Annotated in this window: 19 protein-coding genes and 1 pseudogene; 12 read left to right on the forward strand and 8 right to left on the reverse strand. The window is 38.8% G+C overall.

Annotated elements, in window-relative coordinates; translation table 11 throughout:
• Positions 1–241: 241 nt before the first annotated feature.
• Positions 242–706 carry a hypothetical protein gene (locus NRI27_RS13685; RefSeq protein WP_371391220.1) on the forward strand — a complete coding sequence of 155 codons (465 nt, stop codon included), beginning with the start codon at positions 242–244 and terminating at the stop codon, positions 704–706.
• 828 nt (positions 707–1534) lie between these two features.
• Here NRI27_RS13685 and NRI27_RS13690 read toward each other — a convergent pair.
• The 4 genes and pseudogenes from NRI27_RS13690 to NRI27_RS13705 all read right to left on the reverse strand — a co-directional run bounded on the left by NRI27_RS13690 (position 1535) and on the right by NRI27_RS13705 (position 3879).
• Positions 1535–1735, reverse strand: a complete 201-nt coding sequence (locus NRI27_RS13690; RefSeq protein ID WP_371391221.1) for a hypothetical protein — start codon at positions 1733–1735, stop codon at positions 1535–1537.
• Positions 1732–2004: pseudogene (locus NRI27_RS13695) on the reverse strand (ATP-binding protein); the annotation flags it as partial. The gene NRI27_RS13690 and the pseudogene NRI27_RS13695, both read right to left, overlap by 4 nt.
• 216 nt (positions 2005–2220) lie before the next feature.
• A complete protein-coding gene (locus tag NRI27_RS13700; RefSeq protein ID WP_371391252.1) occupies positions 2221–2871 on the reverse strand; it encodes an NADAR family anti-phage protein in 651 nt (216 codons plus the stop codon).
• A 12-nt stretch (positions 2872–2883) separates the two neighbouring features.
• On the reverse strand, positions 2884–3879 hold the full coding sequence (locus tag NRI27_RS13705; protein WP_371391223.1) for a phosphoribosyltransferase-like anti-phage protein: 996 nt from the start codon (positions 3877–3879) through the stop codon (positions 2884–2886).
• A gap of 1043 nt (positions 3880–4922) precedes the next feature.
• Between NRI27_RS13705 and NRI27_RS13710 the strand changes: the two genes are divergently transcribed.
• Positions 4923–5438, forward strand: coding sequence for a recombinase zinc beta ribbon domain-containing protein (locus NRI27_RS13710; protein WP_371391225.1), 516 nt, complete (start codon positions 4923–4925; stop codon positions 5436–5438).
• Between the two features lie 283 nt (positions 5439–5721).
• Here NRI27_RS13710 and NRI27_RS13715 read toward each other — a convergent pair whose 3' ends face one another.
• Complete coding sequence (locus tag NRI27_RS13715; RefSeq protein ID WP_371391227.1) at positions 5722–6297, reverse strand: hypothetical protein; 576 nt, start codon at positions 6295–6297, stop codon at positions 5722–5724.
• Positions 6298–6463: 166 nt separating this feature from the next.
• On the opposite strand from NRI27_RS13715, the gene NRI27_RS13720 reads away from it, so the two are divergent.
• Both NRI27_RS13720 and NRI27_RS13725 read left to right on the forward strand, forming a co-directional pair.
• On the forward strand, positions 6464–7231 hold the full coding sequence (locus NRI27_RS13720) for a DUF6710 family protein (protein WP_371391228.1): 768 nt from the start codon (positions 6464–6466) through the stop codon (positions 7229–7231).
• Between the two features lie 519 nt (positions 7232–7750).
• A complete protein-coding gene (locus NRI27_RS13725) occupies positions 7751–7969 on the forward strand; it encodes a hypothetical protein (protein WP_371391229.1) in 219 nt (72 codons plus the stop codon).
• A 63-nt stretch (positions 7970–8032) separates the two neighbouring features.
• Here the strand turns inward: NRI27_RS13725 and NRI27_RS13730 are convergent, their stop codons facing one another.
• Positions 8033–8497 (reverse strand): GNAT family N-acetyltransferase, encoded by a 465-nt coding sequence (locus NRI27_RS13730; RefSeq protein WP_371391230.1) that lies wholly within the window; start codon positions 8495–8497, stop codon positions 8033–8035.
• Positions 8498–8918: 421 nt separating this feature from the next.
• Between NRI27_RS13730 and NRI27_RS13735 the strand changes: the two genes are divergently transcribed.
• On the forward strand, positions 8919–9455 hold the full coding sequence (locus NRI27_RS13735) for a hypothetical protein (protein WP_371391231.1): 537 nt from the start codon (positions 8919–8921) through the stop codon (positions 9453–9455).
• 15 nt (positions 9456–9470) lie between these two features.
• Complete coding sequence (locus NRI27_RS13740; protein ID WP_371391232.1) at positions 9471–11234, forward strand: ImmA/IrrE family metallo-endopeptidase; 1764 nt, start codon at positions 9471–9473, stop codon at positions 11232–11234.
• A gap of 206 nt (positions 11235–11440) precedes the next feature.
• On the opposite strand, the gene NRI27_RS13745 is transcribed toward NRI27_RS13740, so the two are convergent.
• Both NRI27_RS13745 and NRI27_RS13750 read right to left on the reverse strand, forming a co-directional pair.
• Positions 11441–11914 (reverse strand): transposase, encoded by a 474-nt coding sequence (locus NRI27_RS13745; protein WP_371391253.1) that lies wholly within the window; start codon positions 11912–11914, stop codon positions 11441–11443.
• 99 nt (positions 11915–12013) lie between these two features.
• Positions 12014–12955, reverse strand: coding sequence for a YifB family Mg chelatase-like AAA ATPase (locus NRI27_RS13750; RefSeq protein WP_371391254.1), 942 nt, complete (start codon positions 12953–12955; stop codon positions 12014–12016).
• 101 nt (positions 12956–13056) lie between these two features.
• Here NRI27_RS13750 and NRI27_RS13755 point away from each other — a divergent pair, with 101 nt between their 5' ends.
• The 6 genes from NRI27_RS13755 to NRI27_RS13780 all read left to right on the forward strand — a co-directional run bounded on the left by NRI27_RS13755 (position 13057) and on the right by NRI27_RS13780 (position 20192).
• On the forward strand, positions 13057–13776 hold the full coding sequence (locus NRI27_RS13755) for a sodium/glutamate symporter family protein (protein ID WP_371391233.1): 720 nt from the start codon (positions 13057–13059) through the stop codon (positions 13774–13776).
• A gap of 402 nt (positions 13777–14178) precedes the next feature.
• Entirely contained in the window at positions 14179–15564 is a 1386-nt protein-coding gene (locus NRI27_RS13760; protein ID WP_371391234.1) for a M20/M25/M40 family metallo-hydrolase, read from the forward strand.
• A complete protein-coding gene (locus NRI27_RS13765; RefSeq protein WP_371391235.1) occupies positions 15551–16747 on the forward strand; it encodes a M24 family metallopeptidase in 1197 nt (398 codons plus the stop codon). The genes NRI27_RS13760 and NRI27_RS13765 overlap by 14 nt, the downstream gene beginning before the upstream one ends.
• 13 nt (positions 16748–16760) lie before the next feature.
• Entirely contained in the window at positions 16761–18080 is a 1320-nt protein-coding gene (locus tag NRI27_RS13770) for a M20/M25/M40 family metallo-hydrolase (protein ID WP_371391236.1), read from the forward strand.
• Positions 18055–19236, forward strand: coding sequence for a M24 family metallopeptidase (locus tag NRI27_RS13775; protein ID WP_371391237.1), 1182 nt, complete (start codon positions 18055–18057; stop codon positions 19234–19236). The genes NRI27_RS13770 and NRI27_RS13775 overlap by 26 nt, the downstream gene beginning before the upstream one ends.
• Entirely contained in the window at positions 19233–20192 is a 960-nt protein-coding gene (locus tag NRI27_RS13780; RefSeq protein WP_371391238.1) for an ABC transporter permease, read from the forward strand. Before NRI27_RS13775 ends, NRI27_RS13780 begins: the two co-directional genes overlap by 4 nt.
• Positions 20193–20197 lie beyond the last annotated feature (5 nt).

Genomic DNA, 20197 nt, shown 5'->3' on the forward strand with positions numbered 1-20197 from the left:
GAAGATGTGGCCTTAGTTGCATAAAATCAAGTGCCTGTGCAAGGTTTAATTCAGTCAATTCACTACAATTGCATATACATAAACCTGATTTATTGTTGTTGATGTGTTTGTATTTGTTGATTGCCTATCCCATACAAATTGGTTGAATTAACATGAATGTTTCTAGCACAAGCACCGTCGAGTTATTCTCAATATATTCTAATAAATACTCATAATTCCTTGGTGAATCGGAGAGAATAATATGTTTTTTTTAATAATTGGACTTTGTTTAATCACTACTGTGTTCATATTAATATTTGTACTTCAAAAAGTGGGTGAAAAGTGGCCTAAACTTCAAAAAAAAGTACTCTGGTTATTACCAAAGGGAATTATTCTTGTAGCCATAATTTATATGATAATAAGTTATTATGAGCTGTATATTTTTCTTAACCAAGGGGCTGTAACAATTGAAACGTTTAAAACGCTTTTTATTCATGATAAAACATATGTTTCAATGGTTAATTTTTTTGCCTTATTAACATTTTATCAATTCTTAGAAGATAGATATAAAAAAATCTATGCAAAGCCATTCAATAAACTTAGCGTAATTGAAGTAATCACAAAAGACGTACACAATCAAATTTTAAAACAGGAATGTGAAAAAGTTGCAAAAGAATATAGAATGAAGATTAGAGAAATTAAGAAACAAAAAAGCAATAACTCATAAGCAAGGAAATGCTCAATGGTGGTAGTGGTGCACCTTAAATTCATGGTTCTCATTGAATTCGGAATTGTCCTGGAACCTAAAATCAAAATCGGGTGCCCATTAGCGTTGCACGCCAAGGAATACCTGGAAAAAAAGTCCACTGTAAGCCCCCAATTAAACAACGCATATTTTTAAAAAGCATCTCCTAGTATGATTGATTTATCAACTTGAAGGAGGTGCTTTTCTAATGTCACAAAAACCATTGATGATTGTCCCCGTACGCTTAGATCCAGCATCCGAAACCAATCTGCCTACTGCTTCTCTTACTTTCACCAGCTCTTGTTCCATCAAGTGTATTTTGTTACTGACATAAGATTTCGACCAGAAACTGACACGTACTTTTGTCCAGACTCTGATGAATTTACTGTCCTTCTATTTTTAAAAGAAGAGAGAACTTATGCAAGTTCTCCCTCAAAGATCTTCTTCACCATCCGGTCATCGATAATGGTTTCGGGTGCCTGTGCATGGTTGAATTCAGTTAATTCACTAAAATTGTATATACATAAATTTAGAATGCTGTTGGCGGTGTGTTTCACATTATTTTTTGTATATCCATTCAAATTAGCTGAATTAACATGAATGTTTCTTGCACAGGCACCGTCAAAAAGTGTTCCAGCGCACCGCACCCAATAAAATAGGGTGCCTGTGCAAGGTTGAATTCAGTCAATTGAGTATTGCGGACAGTTTGAGCCATCAGTGCGGAGTTTTGAGCCTCTGTTTGAGAACATTTAAGCCAGTAATTGCGGGAGAAAAGCCACTAGAACGTCGTGCTCTAATGGCTTTCTGTAATCATAGTAATTCTCTATCATCAAAGTGCTCATCAATTATCTCTACTGCCCAACGAACGAGTTCATCATGGTCTAAGTCTTCTTCATCTTCCCATATGCAGACAGGTAATAGCTTGTCTATAATCTCTTCCTTCACTTTAACAGGTAGATACCTATTGTATACATACCAGGCTAATCTACGATCAACTTCACTTGGAATCATTCAGGGGTTCCCACCAATCCATGACGCTCTCTCATAGAAACCTGCCCATCCACTAATATTTTATATGAATCATGTACGATTCTATCGAGAATCGCATCTGCTATTTGTGCTTGTCCTAATTTAGAATGCCATCCTTCTGGCGCAAACTGAGAACAGAAGATTGTTGAGGCTCTCTTTAACCGTGATTCAATTATTTCCAGTACATGAAGTACATTTTCCTCTGATAGTTCCGTTAATAACCATTCATCTAAGATTAGTAAATCAATCTTTTAAAACCGAGTGCCTGTGCATGGTTGAATTCAGTTAATTCACTACAATTGCATATAAATAAATTCATAATGCTGTATGCGTTGTGTTTGATATTATTTTTTGCATAACCATTCAAATTGGTTGAATTAACGTGAATGTTTCTGGCACAGGCACCTACAAATGAGGCTCTGCAAGGTCTATAGACATTTTGAATCGGTATTAACAAATAAAGAATACTAATTAATATCAAAAATCGTTAGATTTTCGATTTTTTTTTGTAAAATTTCAACGTCATTTAAAGATGGCATTTCTGTAATGCAAAAAGAAATACAACCTATCTTATTTCCAAATAACTTCAAATTAGAAATTTTAGGGGGTAATAATTCTTTTGATTTCAGGTAGTTTGGCATTTCATCTCTAAGTTCCATTAAAAGTCTACCAAGTGCATTTACACCTACTAATGTATCGTCTTCAAAAGGTATGGCACCCCAAAATTTATCCTTTTTAGACTCTTCTACTATATCCCTTCCAAGAGTTTCGAAAAGTATCCCACCAAAGCTTTCCCAATTCTGAATAAGCTTTACTCTTAAACACCATCTCATTATTAAAACTCTGATATCATTCCAATCATTCCTACTATATTCACTATACTTTTTACTTTTCATTTTTGCGGTCATGGGACTATTTTGAGCAATAATTTCACTTTGAATTTCTGGATACTCAGTAAATCTTAGCGCTTGGTACAAAGCTTCCGAACTTTTAATTCTTACATTGTTAATTTTTATTGGAAACCCTGCAGCCATATTTGATAATCCGCCAAAGTCTTCTTTAGTTTTTCTGAAAAAAACAACATTTTCACGCCTATACGTTCTTTCATTAGTTGAGATATTATCACCTTCCTAATAAACTATTCTGGGAAACAAAGGATACCAATTATTTAATGTTGAATTTCCCCACCATAAAACTAACGGGCTATTATTTGGTGCATTTCGATAAGTAATAACGATGCTTCCAAAACCTAAACTCAAACTATAATCATACCCCATTGCTTTAAAACTTTTGTTTGTAACATGCTCACTTATTTTTACTCCGTATTCAAAAAATAAGTGTTCCAATAATTTTCTATCCTCCTGACTCTGAAAATACTTGCTATTATTCACCAAACCATCAGGTCTAATTAATTTAATATACTGCTTCTGTTTTTCCGTTCTTTCATTATCTATTTCTGAAATATATTTATTTGCCTCACCAGTGAATTTGTATTTATCGGAAGGCAAATAAGCATCATAAGTCTGTAGTTTTTTAATATTATTGCTTAATGCTTTCTTAAACCAAATGCTAATCTCAGTATAAGGCAATATTTTTTTCAATTCTTCCTTTACATAAGTATAATTTTCTGTATGAACAATGTAATAAATAACATCTAATTTTTTCACTTTAGTTACATCATCTACTTGTTTAACCCATCTTTCAATATCTCTTTTTAATCTGTTCCCCGTATAAAACACGTCATCTATATATACATATGATCCTTCTTTTACTTCATCTGATTCAAAAATATTAAAATCAGAGTCAACTCCAATTATATCTTTCATAATATAAAGTAAGTCAATTTGACTCGTCCCGGTATCTTGGATGTTCAAAAAGTAATGATTATTTGAATTACCGCCAAATATTTTGTCGCTATTTATTACAGAATCAACGTAATTTATCATTTGATTTTTGCTTACATAGATTTTTCCTAAAATATAAACTAATTCTCGCATTATAACTTCATGATATCTTTCCGGGAATTGACTTAACCACTTATTCACATGATCTTCATCAAAAGTACAATTTTCATAGTCGTGAGCAATATTAACTAATTCATTAACTAAAGACGCAACTTTTGGCATTAAATACACTCCTAAGAATATAATCACAAAAAAGCACTTACACCCCTTATTAAACATTAAATTGGAATTCTTAAATCTCGGTGTTGTTCCGAAATCTGTTACACTAAAACATAATCCCTTCCCTGTGTGAATCAGGCGTATTGTATTTGAATTTCTTTGTTTTAGCCAAACAGATGCTTGGTCAGATTGTCGACTTAACTAACGAGTGGAAAAATCACGATTTTGCTCTCATTTACTAAAAGCAATTGTTCCTTCATAATTTTTTCCGTTGAAGGATGTCTTATCGTTGTCCATCGCTCATTATTCCGTCTATTTATTCTATTATACCTATTCTGAAGAAGAGAAGAAAGAGTTTTTATATGAAATTTAAAGTATTTTCCAGTTGAAACCCTTAATTTCTGCTGCCAGGTTCTCGATTAATTCGGAATAATTTCAGTTCTCGTTGAATTCAGGATAGCTCCATAACGGGTTGGTCGGGTCTTTTTTCATATGGAATTGGACACCTTCCCCTCACACAACCTATCCCGACTTTTTTATAAGCCATCAAAAACACGGAAATAGTGTATGTTTTTGATGGCCTCCTTGGAATAACGCTGTCGCTATTAGTATTGCGAATGGATGACCCCACAGTACGGAGTTTTGAGCCGTCGTTTTGCGGACATATACGCCAGTAAGTGCGGGAAAAGAGCCACTAAAACGGAGTTCGCTCTAATGGTGAAACTGTTAGACTAAAATCAACAGTTCCTGCCAGATAGAATTGAACACTTTTTTAAAAACAAGATATTAAATCACATAAAATACCTTCCCACCTTTGGGTAATCCGTTCTTAATTCCAAAAAACGATTTCCGCTTGTCCCATTCGCGCTCAGAAACTCCCTAAAACGAATTTTCGTGAATTCTTGGCCCGGCGGATGAAAATCGGGTGCCTGTGCAAGGTTGAATTCAGTCAATTCACTACAATTGTATATACATAAAATCAGAATGCTGTAGGCGATGTGTTTCACATTATTTTTTGTATATCCATTCAAATTGGTTGAATTATCATGAATGTTTGTGGCACAGGCACCGTCACAATGACGGTCAAAAATGGTGAAATTAGCAAACCGCAAAACTTTCATCAGATATTTAGATTTGGTGAGTGCGGCGGATCGGTAAGTCATCGTATGCATTACGATCGTCAAAATCCCAAGAAAAAAGCAAGGCATTATTGGCGATGTATCGTGGCTGCAGGAAAAAACAATTCTTCCACTTGTACAGCTCCAAGCTTTCGGGAAGACTATGTAGAGCATAACTTTATGAGTGCTTTGTTGGCCATGAAGGCCGAAGGCAGCAGTCTGGAGCAAAAGGTAAAGATCGTTATTGAGGAAATTGAAGCGGCAATGGAGCATCTCAATCAAGAACTATATGAGGCTGTCGATGAAGAGCTTAATCAGGCGGGACAAGATACCAAGCGGGTCGAAGCGTTGACAAATGAGATTGTTCAAATGAAAAAACAGCTTGATGCTTATGAGGAACGGCAAGAACAGGCTGCAAAATATCGTGAGGAATTCGGTGGTTAGTGAACTAATTAAATGAACTAGATGACTTCAATCCTTTGAAACAACGTATTCCATTCAGGGCTGACTTGTTTGACCGGATTGTAGAAAGTAGAGTGATTGATCCGGACGAGAGAATTTTCTGTCAATAGAAGCTGGGTGTTGTATGAGCGGAATATCTGGAAAAAAAACGCTCCTACAAACTGAAAGTGAAAAGGAAGCGAAAGAAAAGAAAATAGCGGTATACAAGTACCCACCGAGTTGGCGTCTAGGTTTTAGATGGCTACTTGGTGGGGTGCTTTGTAAATTATCTCTTATTGTTAAAAACTTCATTGAAGTGTTGCTTTTGATCATTATCTTTTTTTACTTGTAATTCATGCTGTTTCTTCCTTTCAAGCTCAGATTGTATTTTAACAGCTTCTCTGTGCTTATCCAATTTGGTCTTTAATTCATGAATGGTCGACGTAATATATTCACACCAAGCTCCTTTATGATTCCATTCCACTTCGATATCCCGAGAAGAATGTTTATAAGGGAAGGCAACAGTTCCTTTATCCCAATCTATCTCAAACTCTTCCTTGTAAACGGTAAAAGACTTATCGTTATCGTAAATATCGATAGTTACAGTCCATTCAGCCCACTCTGAAAACTCTACACTTACACCTTCCAATTCAAGAATTCTTCTCTTAGCTAAGAGAGCATCTTGTTCATACGCATCTTCATTTTTGATATTCAGATTGATTTTATCCCCGTGTTTTATAAGGTCAAGTAAAGTAATTAGCTTAATTGACTTTACAGATTCCTCATCCTTATTTTTATGTGTCTCCTTATTGTTATCAAACATTTTTACCACTGTTGTTTTATTGCGGAACAAATCAAACATGCAAAAGCCTCCCCAATTTTATTCATTGTTAATTAAGTATATTGTTGAAGGATAGCTAGTATTCTTTAGAACAACAAAACATGTGCTTTTCCTGTGGTTTTTTCTATGAATGGTTTAGTATTTTATGTCTATTCAATTCATAAGTATCATTTGAGGGGGTGGTTATTTGTTCCATATAATAAGAAAAAGGCGGGAAAAAAGCGCAAAGGAACGTTTGGATGAAATGCACAGAAGAATTAACAAAAAAAGGAATAAGGAAGACTTTGATAGTATCATGAATTTTGCTAAATCAGTTTTGGACCTGACAAACAAATTAGAAGAGGGTAACGGCCCTTTAAATAAAGAGGCAGAGCATCCTTTAGTTGATGTTATACGACTAATTGGTAGAAAAATCCAAACGCAATATTTAACCAATTTACTTTATGTAAATAATGAGTCAGATTTACCTAGCCTGTTTCCAGAAGAGGTTCTATTTGATTTGCGAGAAATACTGTCGAAGGATGGTAAGGGTTTTTATGATGTAGTAAGGGAGTTGCGAGAGGAAAAAACTGTATTGTTAAATCGAGATTTAGTATTACCGTGGTCCTGGAAAAAGTCCAGAATTGTTAATTGTATTGCTCGAATTGGTGAAGGAAGAGAAGATGGGCGTTGGCGCCAAGATTACAATCATCGTGTGGACTTGTGGTTACCAATGGGAATCGCATGGGTGCATGGAGGGAACCACTCAATATCAGTCGGTATTATTCAGGGAAAAGGAAGCATTAAACCAGAAGCTATTTATGATATAAGTGACGTATATGATTATGTGCATTGTGATGGTGTCAATTATTCCCGTAAAGAAGATGGGGTTATAATTTCGCAGGTTAAAAATGCTGAAATAGCGGCTATTTTTGAAATTGGACGTTTAATGAAGGAGAACTCGATAAGCTATTAATTTAACCACCTGTTATGGTATTAACCGTATACCATAACAGGTGGTTTTTTTGTTTTGCCCATTTTAACTTATCTAATCGCCATGCTCTTCAAAAGTGCTGAATAGTTACTATAGTTAGATTTAAAATCTGTGCATGGTTGAATTCAGTTATTTCACTACAATTGTATATAAATAAATTTAGAATGCTGTAGGCGATGAGTTACAAATTATTTTTTGTATATCCATTCAAATTGGTTGAATTAACATGAATGTTTCTTGCACCTTCACACCAGAAGTACTGTTTCTGATGTAAATGAACGAAAACGTATAGAACAGGTAAGAGAAGATATGTAGCAGCTTTACCAACAGCTTTATGATGAAGTGGATGGAGGTGAGCTGCATGGGGGCAATCCCAACAAGATAAAAGAAATAACAGATCAAATGGTGGAACTTCAAAATCAAGTCTATGACTTTGAAAATAGAAAACGCCAGTGCCTTGTAGCGGAAAAGGACCTTGATTGATTTTTTTTGAAGGAATTAATGGATCTTCAAGAATTTAAACCTGAAAAGGAACGGATTGAATTCCGGGCAGATATTTTTAGCAGGATTGTTGAGAAGGGAACTGTCTATCCCGATGGTCGAATCGTTTATGATTTAAAGTTTGTGATGCAAGTCACTACTGACCAAAATAATATGATGGCTTGGCGATTGAGGAAGAAAGGTAAGCCTCGCAAACGTAAGAAAAATAAAAAGTGGTAATCATGACACCCCGCTGAGTAACGGTGTACTATACAGCTACTTAGTGGGGTTTCTTTATTGATTCTAGGATCTTAACCTCAAACCTACACCATTTGAATAAATTTCCTCTTTGGTGAATCCGGAATTCTCAAACATCTTTATTACAGATTCTTTTATGGGATTATCATTTAATATCATTGCCGATAAGGTTTGGTCATAATTCCTTTTGTGAATATTTACAAGTTTGTTTAATGCAGCGGAACCATACCCTTTATTAGGAATAAAAATAATGATATCTAGTTCGAATTCATTTTCCGATATAGGAGTAAGTATAATATCACCAACATGCTTACCATCCTCTAAAATGATTTCGTAACAAATAACATCCTCTTCACATCTTTTACTTGGCGAACCTGAAATTATGTTCTCTCTCTCAGCTTGAAGAGAAGTAGGGTTAAAATATTCTTCACCAAAAGCTGAAGCATTTTTTTCAAGTGCATTAAGAATTTCGAGATTAAATACTAGTTTGTTATTTATTTTTAGTTGCATATAGTTCTCCCTTATCATCAACGTAGATAGTATTAGCTTAATGTTGAATTATCAAAAGCGTTAATAATCCCCACATAGAATTAGATGGGGGTGTATAGTATCATAAATAATCGATAAAACAGTGAAGGATTTAAACAACTTATGTCGAATAGATTCAAATAAGCAGAAAAAAGAAAGATGGTTGTTAGTGATTTAGGAGAGCTGATTTTAATCACTCTGAATCTTCCAGATTACTCCACAGAAATAGCTTATTGATAAGTACAAGACGTAAGGATTAAAAATGCAAGTATGTGTTGTGGATCTTCAAGCTATTATTCACTCCAAAATCAACACGGAATATATGGTGTGTGTGAAATATTTATTGTTTTAAATTTTGAATTGGAATTATTGATAATCAATAAAGTTGTCTAGGGGTGAAAGTATGTCGAAGAGAACAAAAACCTTTAATTGTGGACACGAGATTCCTGAGAATTTTAATCCAGAGGAAATGGAGTTATGCGGTAGTATAACAGATATTAGTAAAATAGATTTGCAAAGTCATGAAGCAGAAGTAACTGAACTATACTCCGGAATAGAAATTTATTATTATTACGAGGAAAAGACTTATCAGTATATAAGCAATGGAGAACCTCCAAAAGCTAGGTACCAGCACTTGTGTCTAAATTGCTTGATGGATACCATTAATACCAGAGAGCCGCACTATGGCGATGGTATTTATTTTACACAACATAGTCAGCTATTTAACAATAAAACGCATCAAGAAGTGCTACATAGCCATGGTATACCATATAGATCATATAAAGCAACGTATGTCTGCTTGGATGAAACTTCTTTTCGGAAAATTTATAGATCTGGAGGAGTACTGCGATCAACAACGCATCAAGTAGAAAGTGTTGGAGGAATAAAAATGGTTAGTCTTTATGACAATACTGTGTTTCCACTTTGTTTAGGCTGGTAGAAAGGGGAGGTGGAAATGGATAATAATATAAGAGAAAAACATGTGAAGGATTTTTTTGAAGGCAAAGGAAAATTAGAGAGTATATGCATCATTACAAATACCAACTATGGAATTATTCCAGTTGCAAGTTGGTTTGCTAAAAATAACAAAGCTAGTCTGTATCAGTCATCTTTGTGGAATTTCTTTGACTCAAAAGGAAACGAAGAAGTTTCAATAGGTGCGTTTATATTACTTGCAGAAATCAGTGAAGAAAATCAAACTGTATCTATTGAATTTGCAAGACGTGCATTAAATATATGGTGTCGTAGAAATTTTGAAGATTATAAAGTGTTGAATTATGTTTTTAATCGCTATCCTAATAGCCGCGATGAATGGAAATCTACATTAAAAAAGTATAATCTGTATGATGAACACATAAAAGCCTTATGGGGCAATGAAACATTGGAATTAGCTGTGCATTTTTGCTTAAAAATGATTGAAGGGGAAATTAAATGTAAAATTGAACAATTAGATAATTTTTTTGCTCCCGACTTAGATCAAAATCTACATAAAATAACAAAGCAAGTTATTGGAATAGTTAATCAAGAGGATAATATTAGTCCCCATTTTATAAATGAACTTACTGATGCAATCTCAAATGAAAGTTTTAAATTATCTACAAGGATTTTTTCATTCCAAATATTAACTATGAAGAAACTAGAAAAGTATATTAATGGGAAGAGTTTCGTATCAATTTTACGAAATGCATCTATAAATGCTCCATTTCCTTTAGGAACATTACTGTATAGTTATTCAAATAAGATAATAGGAACAAACGATATTAGTACGGAACCAATTAAATTCAAACTTGTGGCTAGATCTGATAAATACATGAATGAGGTCTACGGCGAAATAGAAGATGAGATATGGGAAGAAATACTGAATGCATATCACACAGAAATTAAAAAAACTCACAGTTTATCGGATCTTGCATTCCCACAAGGGTTTAGTGACGATGCAATTATTAACGATCTGTTGCATAAAACAGAACTGGATTCACCCATCGATCCGTTTGAACTCTGTGAAAAACTGAATATCCTAGTGAAAAAAGTTGCGTTGCCAGATAAAATAGAAGCATTTACTTTTAAAAGTTCATCTGCAAATAAAGGAATGATTGTCCTTAACAATAATAATCGGTCAGCAAAGAGAACAAATTTTACTTTAGCACATGAAATCTGTCATTTGTTAAAGCATTCTTTTCCAAAGGAAGGAAATATTCTAGTTGATGAATATATTGAGGAAATAATAAACAATGATAAGTATAATAGTCAGTATGTTAATCTGAGTTGGGAAAAGGAAGCAAATGAATTTGCTCACCGATTATTAATACCGACAAATTCGAAAGAGGTTAAACATTTAAAAGGACTTCATGCAAGTTTTGTTGAGAACATTATTAACTTATCTGGCAAGTGGAAAGTTTCTATGAGTATGTTAGCTTTAAAATTGATTTCAATAACGGATTTAGAAATGGTACTAATTATTTCAGAGAATGGTGATATTATTTACTCGGAATACTCACATGCCTGGGAGGAAGAAAAATTTTTAACCTGGAATTCTCAAGTTCCTGACAAGTCAAGAACACATGACTTTATCCACATTGAGAAATTTGCTTCCACAGTTAAACCAGAGATAACATATTTGAATGTATGGAATGCAGATACAGGTGATAGAGATTTATCATTGAAAGAAGAGATTTTTTCTACAGGTTACGGGAAAGTCTTTACATTATTGTATAAATAATTGCCAGGCGTCTGTATGATGGAAAATCGGATGCCTGTGTATAGTTGAATTCAGTTAATTCACTACAATTGTATTTTCATAAATTTAGAATGCTGTAGGCGATGTGTTTCACATTATTTTTTGTATATCCATTCAAATTGGTTGAATTAACATGAATGTTTCTTGCACAGGCACCGTCAAAAAGTGTTCCAGCGCACCACACCCAATCATCCCTCTTCTACGACGTGTTTGTACATGAGACAGTATTGGCAATAGGCTTGTTTGGTTTTTGCGAACGGGTTGGGTAGTAATGTTGGGAGTAGTTCTGTGTTTAGAAAGGGTGGGGGTGGTTTTGTTTCGTTTGCGTAAAAGGGAAATGAGCTGTATGGGTAGTCTGCTAGATTTTGAACCATTGGAATGGCTGTGTCGATTGGGTTGCGATGGATGTAGCCGCTGACGATGAGCAAGGCTTCTGGGCCGTCGACGTGGGATGCGTAATACCGCTTTTCGTAAATCCTGCCTACATGCCCGTAGCGTTTAGCGTAGTAGTCGCTATACTTTCGATTGATGGACGCCATCACTTTGCTCAGGTCGGTTTCTGAGCGGATGAGCAAATGGTAATGATTTGTCATGATGCAGTAGGCGAGTAAGGTGAAGGGGTATTTGGTGTATGTGTGTTCAATTGCTCGCCTTAGATTCAGTTAGTCCTCGTCGGTTGCGAAGATTTTTTCACGGTTGTTGCCCCGCATGACGACGTGATAGTAGGCGTTTGGCCGCCAGTTGCGTTTTCTTCGCGCCACTTACCGTCCCTCCATTCGGATAGAGGTATGTAAATTGGCAGCGACTGTTTTCCATTGAATCGCTTCTTGCAACGCTTCGTCTGAAATGTGTTCGATTCCCGCTAGGTCTGCAATTGTCCGAGCGATTCGTAACAGTTTCATTTGGGTGCGGTTGCTCCACTTTTGCTCAAAACAGATGTGTTGAATCATTTGTTTCTGGTCCGTAGTTAGTCCGCATGTTTCGTCAAACAGTTGGAACGGAACAAAGCCATTCAGCCACTCGTTGCCATAACGTGCACGTTGCAGTCTACGGGCTTCTGTTGTACGCTTTCGGATACTTGATGAAGTCTCCGCTTTGCCTGTCGCTTGCAGTCCGACACTTTGGAGCGAAAGCACGAAGTCAAGGCGGTCCAGCAAAGGGCCGGATGCTTTTAGCTGATAGTTCATGATTTGTTTCGGTGAACATGTACAGTACCGTTCATTCGAGCCGGCATAGCCGCATGGACAAGGGTTTGTTGCAGCGATTAAGATGAAATTCGACGGATACGTTACGGATTGTTTGACGCGATTGATCGTCACTTGGCCCGTTTCCATTGGTTGTCGAAGCATGTCCAATGTTTTCTTTGAGAATTCACCGAGTTCATCTAAAAACAATACGCCACGATGAGCGAGCGAGATTTCACCCGGTCTCGGAAATGTTCCGCCACCAATTAACGAAATCGACGAAGCGGAGTGATGGGGATGGCGGTAAGGCGGACGAACTGACATGCCCCGGTTTTCCTGGGCTAAATGATAGATGCTATAAAGTTCGATAATTTCATCGTGTACTAAATCCGGTAAAATCGTATGAAATGCATCTGACAGCATACTTTTGCCGCAACCAGGCGGTCCGGTGAGTAACAAATGATGTCCGCCAGCAGCGGAAATTTCAAGTGCGCGTTTCGCTTGTTCATGCCCGCGAATGGAAGCGAAGCTACACCGATCTAGGTTGGGAAAGCGGCGCGTCTCTAGGCGTGACTGCGGCCACTCTTGGGATTGTTTTGGGAATTGTAAGTGGTATTATTATGATCAACCATGGCGTACGAAAAGGTTATACGTCGATTATCAAAGATTCAAAGACACTTGCAAGCAACAATGAGGATGACATCATTCCTGCTGAAAAGCGGACTGTCAGCTCGGTAAATACGTTGAACCCGGATTTAGTAGAAGGATTTGCATTCCATATGGGTCTGATTGCAATTGCTACGCTCATCGGTTGGTTCATGCAGAAAGCGGTTACAATTTACGTCCCTGGTATCCCGTTATTCCCACTGGTCATGATCGGTGGTTTGCTGGTCAATATGGTCATCTCCAGAACGAAACACATGGATATGATCAACTTGGATACATTTAAAAGAATTCAAGGGTTCGCACTCGACTTCCTCATCATTGGTGCGGTGGCATCTATTAAAGTTCCGATCGTCATCGAGTACTTTGTCCCGTTACTCATCTTAACGGCTCTAGCACTCGGAATGATGATTTGGTATTTCTACTATTTAGGAAAGCGGTTCTTCCCTGAGAACTGGTTCGAGAATGCCATAGTCCACTACGGTTCTTACACGGGAGTAGCGGCAGTGGGCCTATTGCTTCTCCGCACAGTAGATCCGGAAATGGAAACCGATTCCGGAAAGGCCTACGCGCTGAGAGCACCGTTCTATAGTCCATTCCTAGGCGGCGGTCTAATCACTTCCATCATTCCGGTGCTCATGCTCCAAAGCAGCTCGCTAATCGTCGGACTCGTCTGATTAGCGATTCTGATTTTTTTGCTGATTGTAGCTAGACTGACCAGAATCTTCTCAAAGCCATTGCCGAACGACGAGAAAGGCAAACAGCGAATGCAAGGAAAACCGATTAGCGCGGAGTAATGAGGTGTGGGAGCGTTAGCTTGTGAGAGGTAAAATTGTAGTGGTGATGATTGGGAAAAGGAAATTTGAAGTCAACCAGAGAATGCCTGGTTGACTTCTTTTTATTATTCGCCCGGCAATGATGGAACAATCGTATGGCTGTAGTCAGTGGCAGCTTCAAGTTCTTTATTCGTTGTAAAAAATATTCTAAATCAAGTAATAATGTAAACTATTTAACATCTTAAAAATTTTCGTTGGTCTATAATAAGTTTATTGTTAATCAGAATGAGGTGTGTAACAGCAATGGAATCAGCGCCAACTCTATTATCAAACTATGTTCAAATCAATACATCAACGTCAGAAGGAAATGAGAAAAGCGGCCTCCTCTACATGCAAAGGTTAGCGGATTCATTTGGGTTATATACGTATTTTCACGAGACAGCTCCTTCAAAAGGAAATTTGATTATCGCGCTGAGGGAGGAGGATTTACAACCTTTTTACGATGAAGTGTTTTTTTATGACAATCAAAGAAAGGGAACGCCTTTCCCTCAAAAGCCTATGGTTCTTCTTTCACACGTCGATGTCGTCGATGCGAATCCAGATGGTTGGATCTACCCGCCGTTCTCTGGAAAGATCGTTGATGATTTCATTTGGGGAAGAGGGACGATCGATGCGAAGCAAATAGGCATTGTTCATTTAATGACAATGAAAAAATTGAGGGGAACAAAAACTTCGCTATCTATCGTGCAAGTAATTACTTCAGAGGAAGAGTATGGGAGTGAGAACGGGCTGAAAAGGCTTCTCCGCGATTATCCATTCTTATGGAAGGATGCAATCGTTTGGAATGAGGGGGGTGGATTTCCGATCGAAGTGGGCGGCACGTTTTTTTATTTGGTGGAGACTGGACAAAAGGGAAACATGTCTTTCACTCTCACGATTCCAAGAAAACCTTCTGGAAACCCGTATCTCCCTTCAAATGAGGCGGAGCTTTCAGCATTTCGAATTGCACAATCCGTTGCAGCTCTGCAAGTACCGCAGGAACAAATGCAACCCTCGGTCTCCACAATGTTTGAACTGATGGAAAGGAAATTGGGGATTTCCTCAAAGACAGAGGGATTTGAGGAATTGTTCGATCTAATTCCAGAAAAGTATAACCGGATGTTCTCGGCCATGGTGAAAACGACATTCACAGTGACATCAATCTGCGGAGGGAAGCAAGTAAAGGAGTCGAATGGAGCCTATACGATTTCTGTGGATGTACGACCGCTTCCAGACACGGATTTGGCCACAGTGAAAAATCTAGTGGAGCAGAAAGTCAAATCCATCCAACCATCTGCATTGATTAACTGGCATGCAATGAATGCAGGTTACGATCAGACATTAGATGAAAAGCTTCGGCTGCTCCTTCAGGAGAAGCTGGAAAAGTCAGGAGTGGAAGCTGTCGTTGTCCCATTTATGACGATTGGGAGCAATGACGGAAAGTATTTCAAAGAAAAGCATGCCGAAGTGCTTGGTTATTGTCCAATGACATCTGAAATGACATTCGATAAGGTTCTTCCCTTAGTACATGGAATGGATGAGCGAATCTCCATTAAAGATCTGGAATTCGGCATTTCGCAAATGGTAGAGATAATGGAAAGTCTGATTGAGAGATATACGGAAGGGGAGATTGCGTATGAAAGGCAGTAATACAGAAGTTGTACGGGAGAAATTAGAACAGGCGACACACCTGATGAAAAAGCATCATGTGGATACTTGGTTGATCATGACCCGGGAAGGCTCGGATCCTGCATTGCCTCTTCTAGTAGGCGTTCGCTCTGTTCATCAGGCAGCCATCTTTTTAAGGAACTCTGGAAAGCATCTTGTATTGACGTCAAAAAGTGATGCGGGCAGTTATGAAGCAACGGGTTTGTTTGAACATGTGCACATATATGAAGCAGCAATTGAAGAGAAGTTCCTCAGTATATGGAAGGGGCTAACCATTCAAAAGCTTGCATTGAATATCTCAGAGCACGATCATCTTTGTGACGGCTTTACATTCGGTCTGTATACTTGGCTTCTTAACACGGTTGGAAAGGATGCGCTTCAGCAAGTTGAAACATCGAGTGAGCAAATGCTTTCCGAGTTGAGAAGTGTTAAAACGAGCACAGAAATAGAGACCATAAAAAATGCTGTTCATGCAACAACGGACATATTTGAAACTGTTCATAAAAAGATGAAGCCGTATATGACCGAGCTCGAAATTGGAAACTTATTCGTTGCTGAGATGAAGGAGCGGGGTGTTTCATCTGGGTTAGGCGGAGCTTATGATCCGCCATTGGTATGCGCAGTACGACACGGCTTGGCCCACCGAAAACCAAGTGATCGTAAAGTTGAACCTGGTGATCTAGTTATTGTGGATTTCAGCCTCAAATATGATGATTACGTTTCGGACATTGCAAGAACCATCTATTTCGTAAGAGCTGGAGAGACAGAAGCGCCTCAAGAAATTGAACACGCATTTAGAACGGCGCACCGCGCCATCACCGCGTCAATCGAGGCATTGAAAGTTGGTAAGAAAGGTTATGAAGTCGATGAAGTTGGCAGGAAAGTAATCGAGGAAGCGGGTTATCCGACAATTCGCCATTCTGTCGGTCATCAGATTGGCCGCGCAACACATGATGGCGGAACGATATTAGGACCGAAGCGTGTACCTGCGAGACCAGCTGTGGAAGGTACGATCAGAGCAGGAGAAGTGTACGCCATCGAACCGACAGTCATTCAAGATGATGGCCTGCCGTGCATGCTTGTTGAGGAAAATGTGCTTGTCACGCCTGATGGTCCAGTCATACTTAGCAAACGTCAAGAAGAATTATGGCTTGTGAAAGAGTAGAGGTGAGTGGTGAATGGAAAAGGAATTCATGGCTAGAACTGTAAAACTTCTTCAACAGCTGATTCAAACGGATACGACAAATGAATATGGAAACGAAATTGAAGCAGCAAATGTATTAACAGATTTCTTTACTGAACACGGAATTGATTCGACAATCATATGGAGTCCGGGCGGTCGCGCAAATTTGGTGGCAACATTGGAAGGGACAACAGAGGAAGAGCCAATCATTTTGTTGTCCCATTTGGATGTTGTCGGACCAGGAGACACTGAATGGACATTTCCTCCTTTTAGCGGCGCTATTGAACAAGGTGTTTTATGGGGCAGAGGAACGTTGGACACAAAACAGCTGACAGCGATGCATGCAGCCGTTTTCGTGGTCCTGAAAAAGATGCAAGAGGAAGGTCTATTGCATCGGAAGGTCACTTTTTTAGCGACGGCAGATGAAGAGAATGGCAGTCAAGAAGGAATGGCATTCCTAGCTGAGCGACACAGCGAGCAATTCAAGGAGGCTACTGTATTCAGTGAAGGCGGCGGCTTCCTAGTAGAAGATAATTCTACACGCTATATGTATGTCGCCTCGGGTGAAAAAGGGACAGCAAAGGTTCGGTTGAAAACAAAAGGGGAAGGTGGACATGCTGGAGCGCCCCCTGCCGATCAAGCACTTCTTTTCCTAGTCTCAGGATTGACAAGTCTTCTACAGGAAAATTTCAACCCGCCTACTTATCCAATACTTGATCGCTATACTAAGGCGTTTACTCGTACGTTGAGCAAAGAAGAAAAAATAACCGAAGATGAGATTTTCATCGCACAAATGTATGAATATATGAAATACCCAACTGTAACGATAGAAAAGGTCGACGTCGGCCAACAAATCAATGTTGTTCCTTTTTATGCCGAAGCCTCGATTGAAATTCGAACGTTGCCGATGCAAAAGAAAGAGGATATTGAACATATACTTGATCATTTATTCCACCAGTCGAATGTAGAGTGGGAAATCACTTCGTTCCATGAAGGCTATGAATGTGACATAGCTGCAGAAGCAATAAGGTATACAGAAAAAATGAGCGAGGATGCAAATTATCCATTGGTCATTATGCCGTTTACAGCTTTAGGGAAAACAGATGGCCGTTTCATTGGTCATCTCTCAAAAAATATTTACGGGCTATCTCCGGTTAAAATCCCTTTTACCGAAGTGTTAAAAAGGGTTCATAATACCGACGAGCGCATTGAGCTGGATTCGTTCGAATTTGGAACCCGCTTGTTAGTGGAAACCATCACTTTTCTAGCAGGAAGAGAGGTAAAGAGTTATGCAAATACAGAAAGAAAAAGTTGAACAAGCGATCTCCTATTTGAATGAGGGATATGCAGACGCATGGCTTATCTATGCAAGTGAAAGTAGTGACCCTTGCTTGGAGCTTGTGCCGGGAGTGGCAACAGTCGGACCGGGCATATTCTTATTTACGAAAGACGGTGGACGATACGCGATTTGCAGTTCAATAGACGCTCAAGATATCGAAGAATCCGGTGTGTTTCATGAGGTTATTAAGCATAGCCCAAGTATTGAAGAAGGCTTACGTGAACTTATGCTTAAGGTGGCCCCAAAGCGTATCGCCTTAAACTATTCAATTGAGGAGCCGCTAGCTGATGGGTTGACTACCGGCCGATACCGGTGGCTGATGAAGGCTTTATCGGAATTTCCGGAAGTGGAGTTTGTTTCGTCAGAACCTTTTTTAACAAAATTAAGAAGCATTAAGACGAAAGCGGAATTGCAAGCAATCCATCATGCAGTGAATCTAACAACGACAATCTATTCTGAATGTTTTCGGCAGTTGAAAGCTGGAATGACGGAAAAAGAAGCAGGAGACCTTTTTGTCAATGCTTTGAATGACCGTGGACTTGTCAATGGTGTGGACCGGACTGCATCTCGACCTATCGTCATGAAAGAAAATATTGCCCACAGGCCACCTAGTGATGCTGTCATTGATGCGGGCGATTTAGTCATCTTTGACTTTAGTGTGGAGTATGCGGGATATGTCTCGGATATCGCGCGGACTGTCTACTTTCTTAAAGAGGGAGAAACGGAGCCGCCAAAGGAAATTCAGCAAACGTTCAATGTCATCTATGAAGCAATCACGATGGCAAAAGAGGCATTGCGACCGGGAGCTAAAGGGTTTGAAATTGACAACATCGCTCGACAACATTACTTGTCTAACGGCTACCCGGATATCACACATGCAACGGGCCATCAAATAGGGCGTGATGTACATGACGGCGGTGCGCTGCTTGGTCCTGCATGGGAACGGTATGGTGAGGCACCGTTTATGGAAATTGAAGCCGGTATGGTCTTCACAATTGAACCAACAATTTTCATGGAGAATGGCGTTCACTTCATAGTCGAGGAAAATGTTGTTGTTACAGAAGATGGGGCAGAGTGGCTTTCAGAAAGACAGCATGAGGTCGTTTGCATTCCATGGGAGGGAGAGGTTTGAAAAGGTATGTCATTAAACGGATTCTCCAGTCGATACCGATTCTTTTCGGTATAACAATCATGACATTTTTCATTATGCAGCTTGCTCCGGGGAATCCGATGGAAACAATGATCAATCCGAAAATTTCACCAGCCGAGATGCAAAAAATGAGGGAGAGCCTCGGGTTGGATGACCCTGTCTATGTCCAATATCTGAATTGGATGAAGGAGATCTTACAAGGCAATCTTGGCTACACCGTTAAGACGGGACAGCCTGTTGGGCAACTAATCTTGGAAAGGTTGCCAGCGACACTATTATTGACGGGCAGTGCATTTGTTATGGCATTTGTCATAGGGATTCCATTAGGGGTCTATTCTGCGACTCATCGATACAAAATACAAGATTATGTACTAACTGTATTTTCTTTCATTGGTATATCGGTTCCTTCGTTCTTTCTGGGCCTTGGCATGATTTTCTTGTTTGCGTTGAAGCTTGGATGGCTGCCGACATCCGGCATGTTAACGATTGGGGCAGGCTACACAGGGTTTGGGTTAGTAATGGATTATGCAAAACATGTCATAATGCCTGCTACTGTTTTAGCGATGCCCACGATTGCTGTTGTCATGAGGTTTACAAGGTCCAGCATGCTTGAAGTTTTGGGGCAGGACTATATCCGTACAGCAGAAGCCAAAGGTTTGAAAAAGAATGTTGTCTATTTAAAACATGCTCTACGGAATGCCCTTATCCCGGTCATTACGATCTTTGGCCTATCCATTCCATTCCTATTTGGCGGGGCATATATAACAGAGTACATTTTCAACTGGCCAGGTATGGGAAGCCTAGGGATTCAAAGCATCGTTGCACGAGAATATCCAGTGATCATGGCGCTTAACCTATTCACGTCGATACTTGTCATGTCAGGAAATTTACTCGCTGATATTATGTATGCGTGGACGGATCCAAGAATCCGCTATTAGGCAAC

Origin of the sequence: Sporosarcina sp. OR05, from assembly GCF_041414805.1 — a bacterium.
Taxonomy (GTDB): domain Bacteria; phylum Bacillota; class Bacilli; order Bacillales_A; family Planococcaceae; genus Sporosarcina; species Sporosarcina saromensis.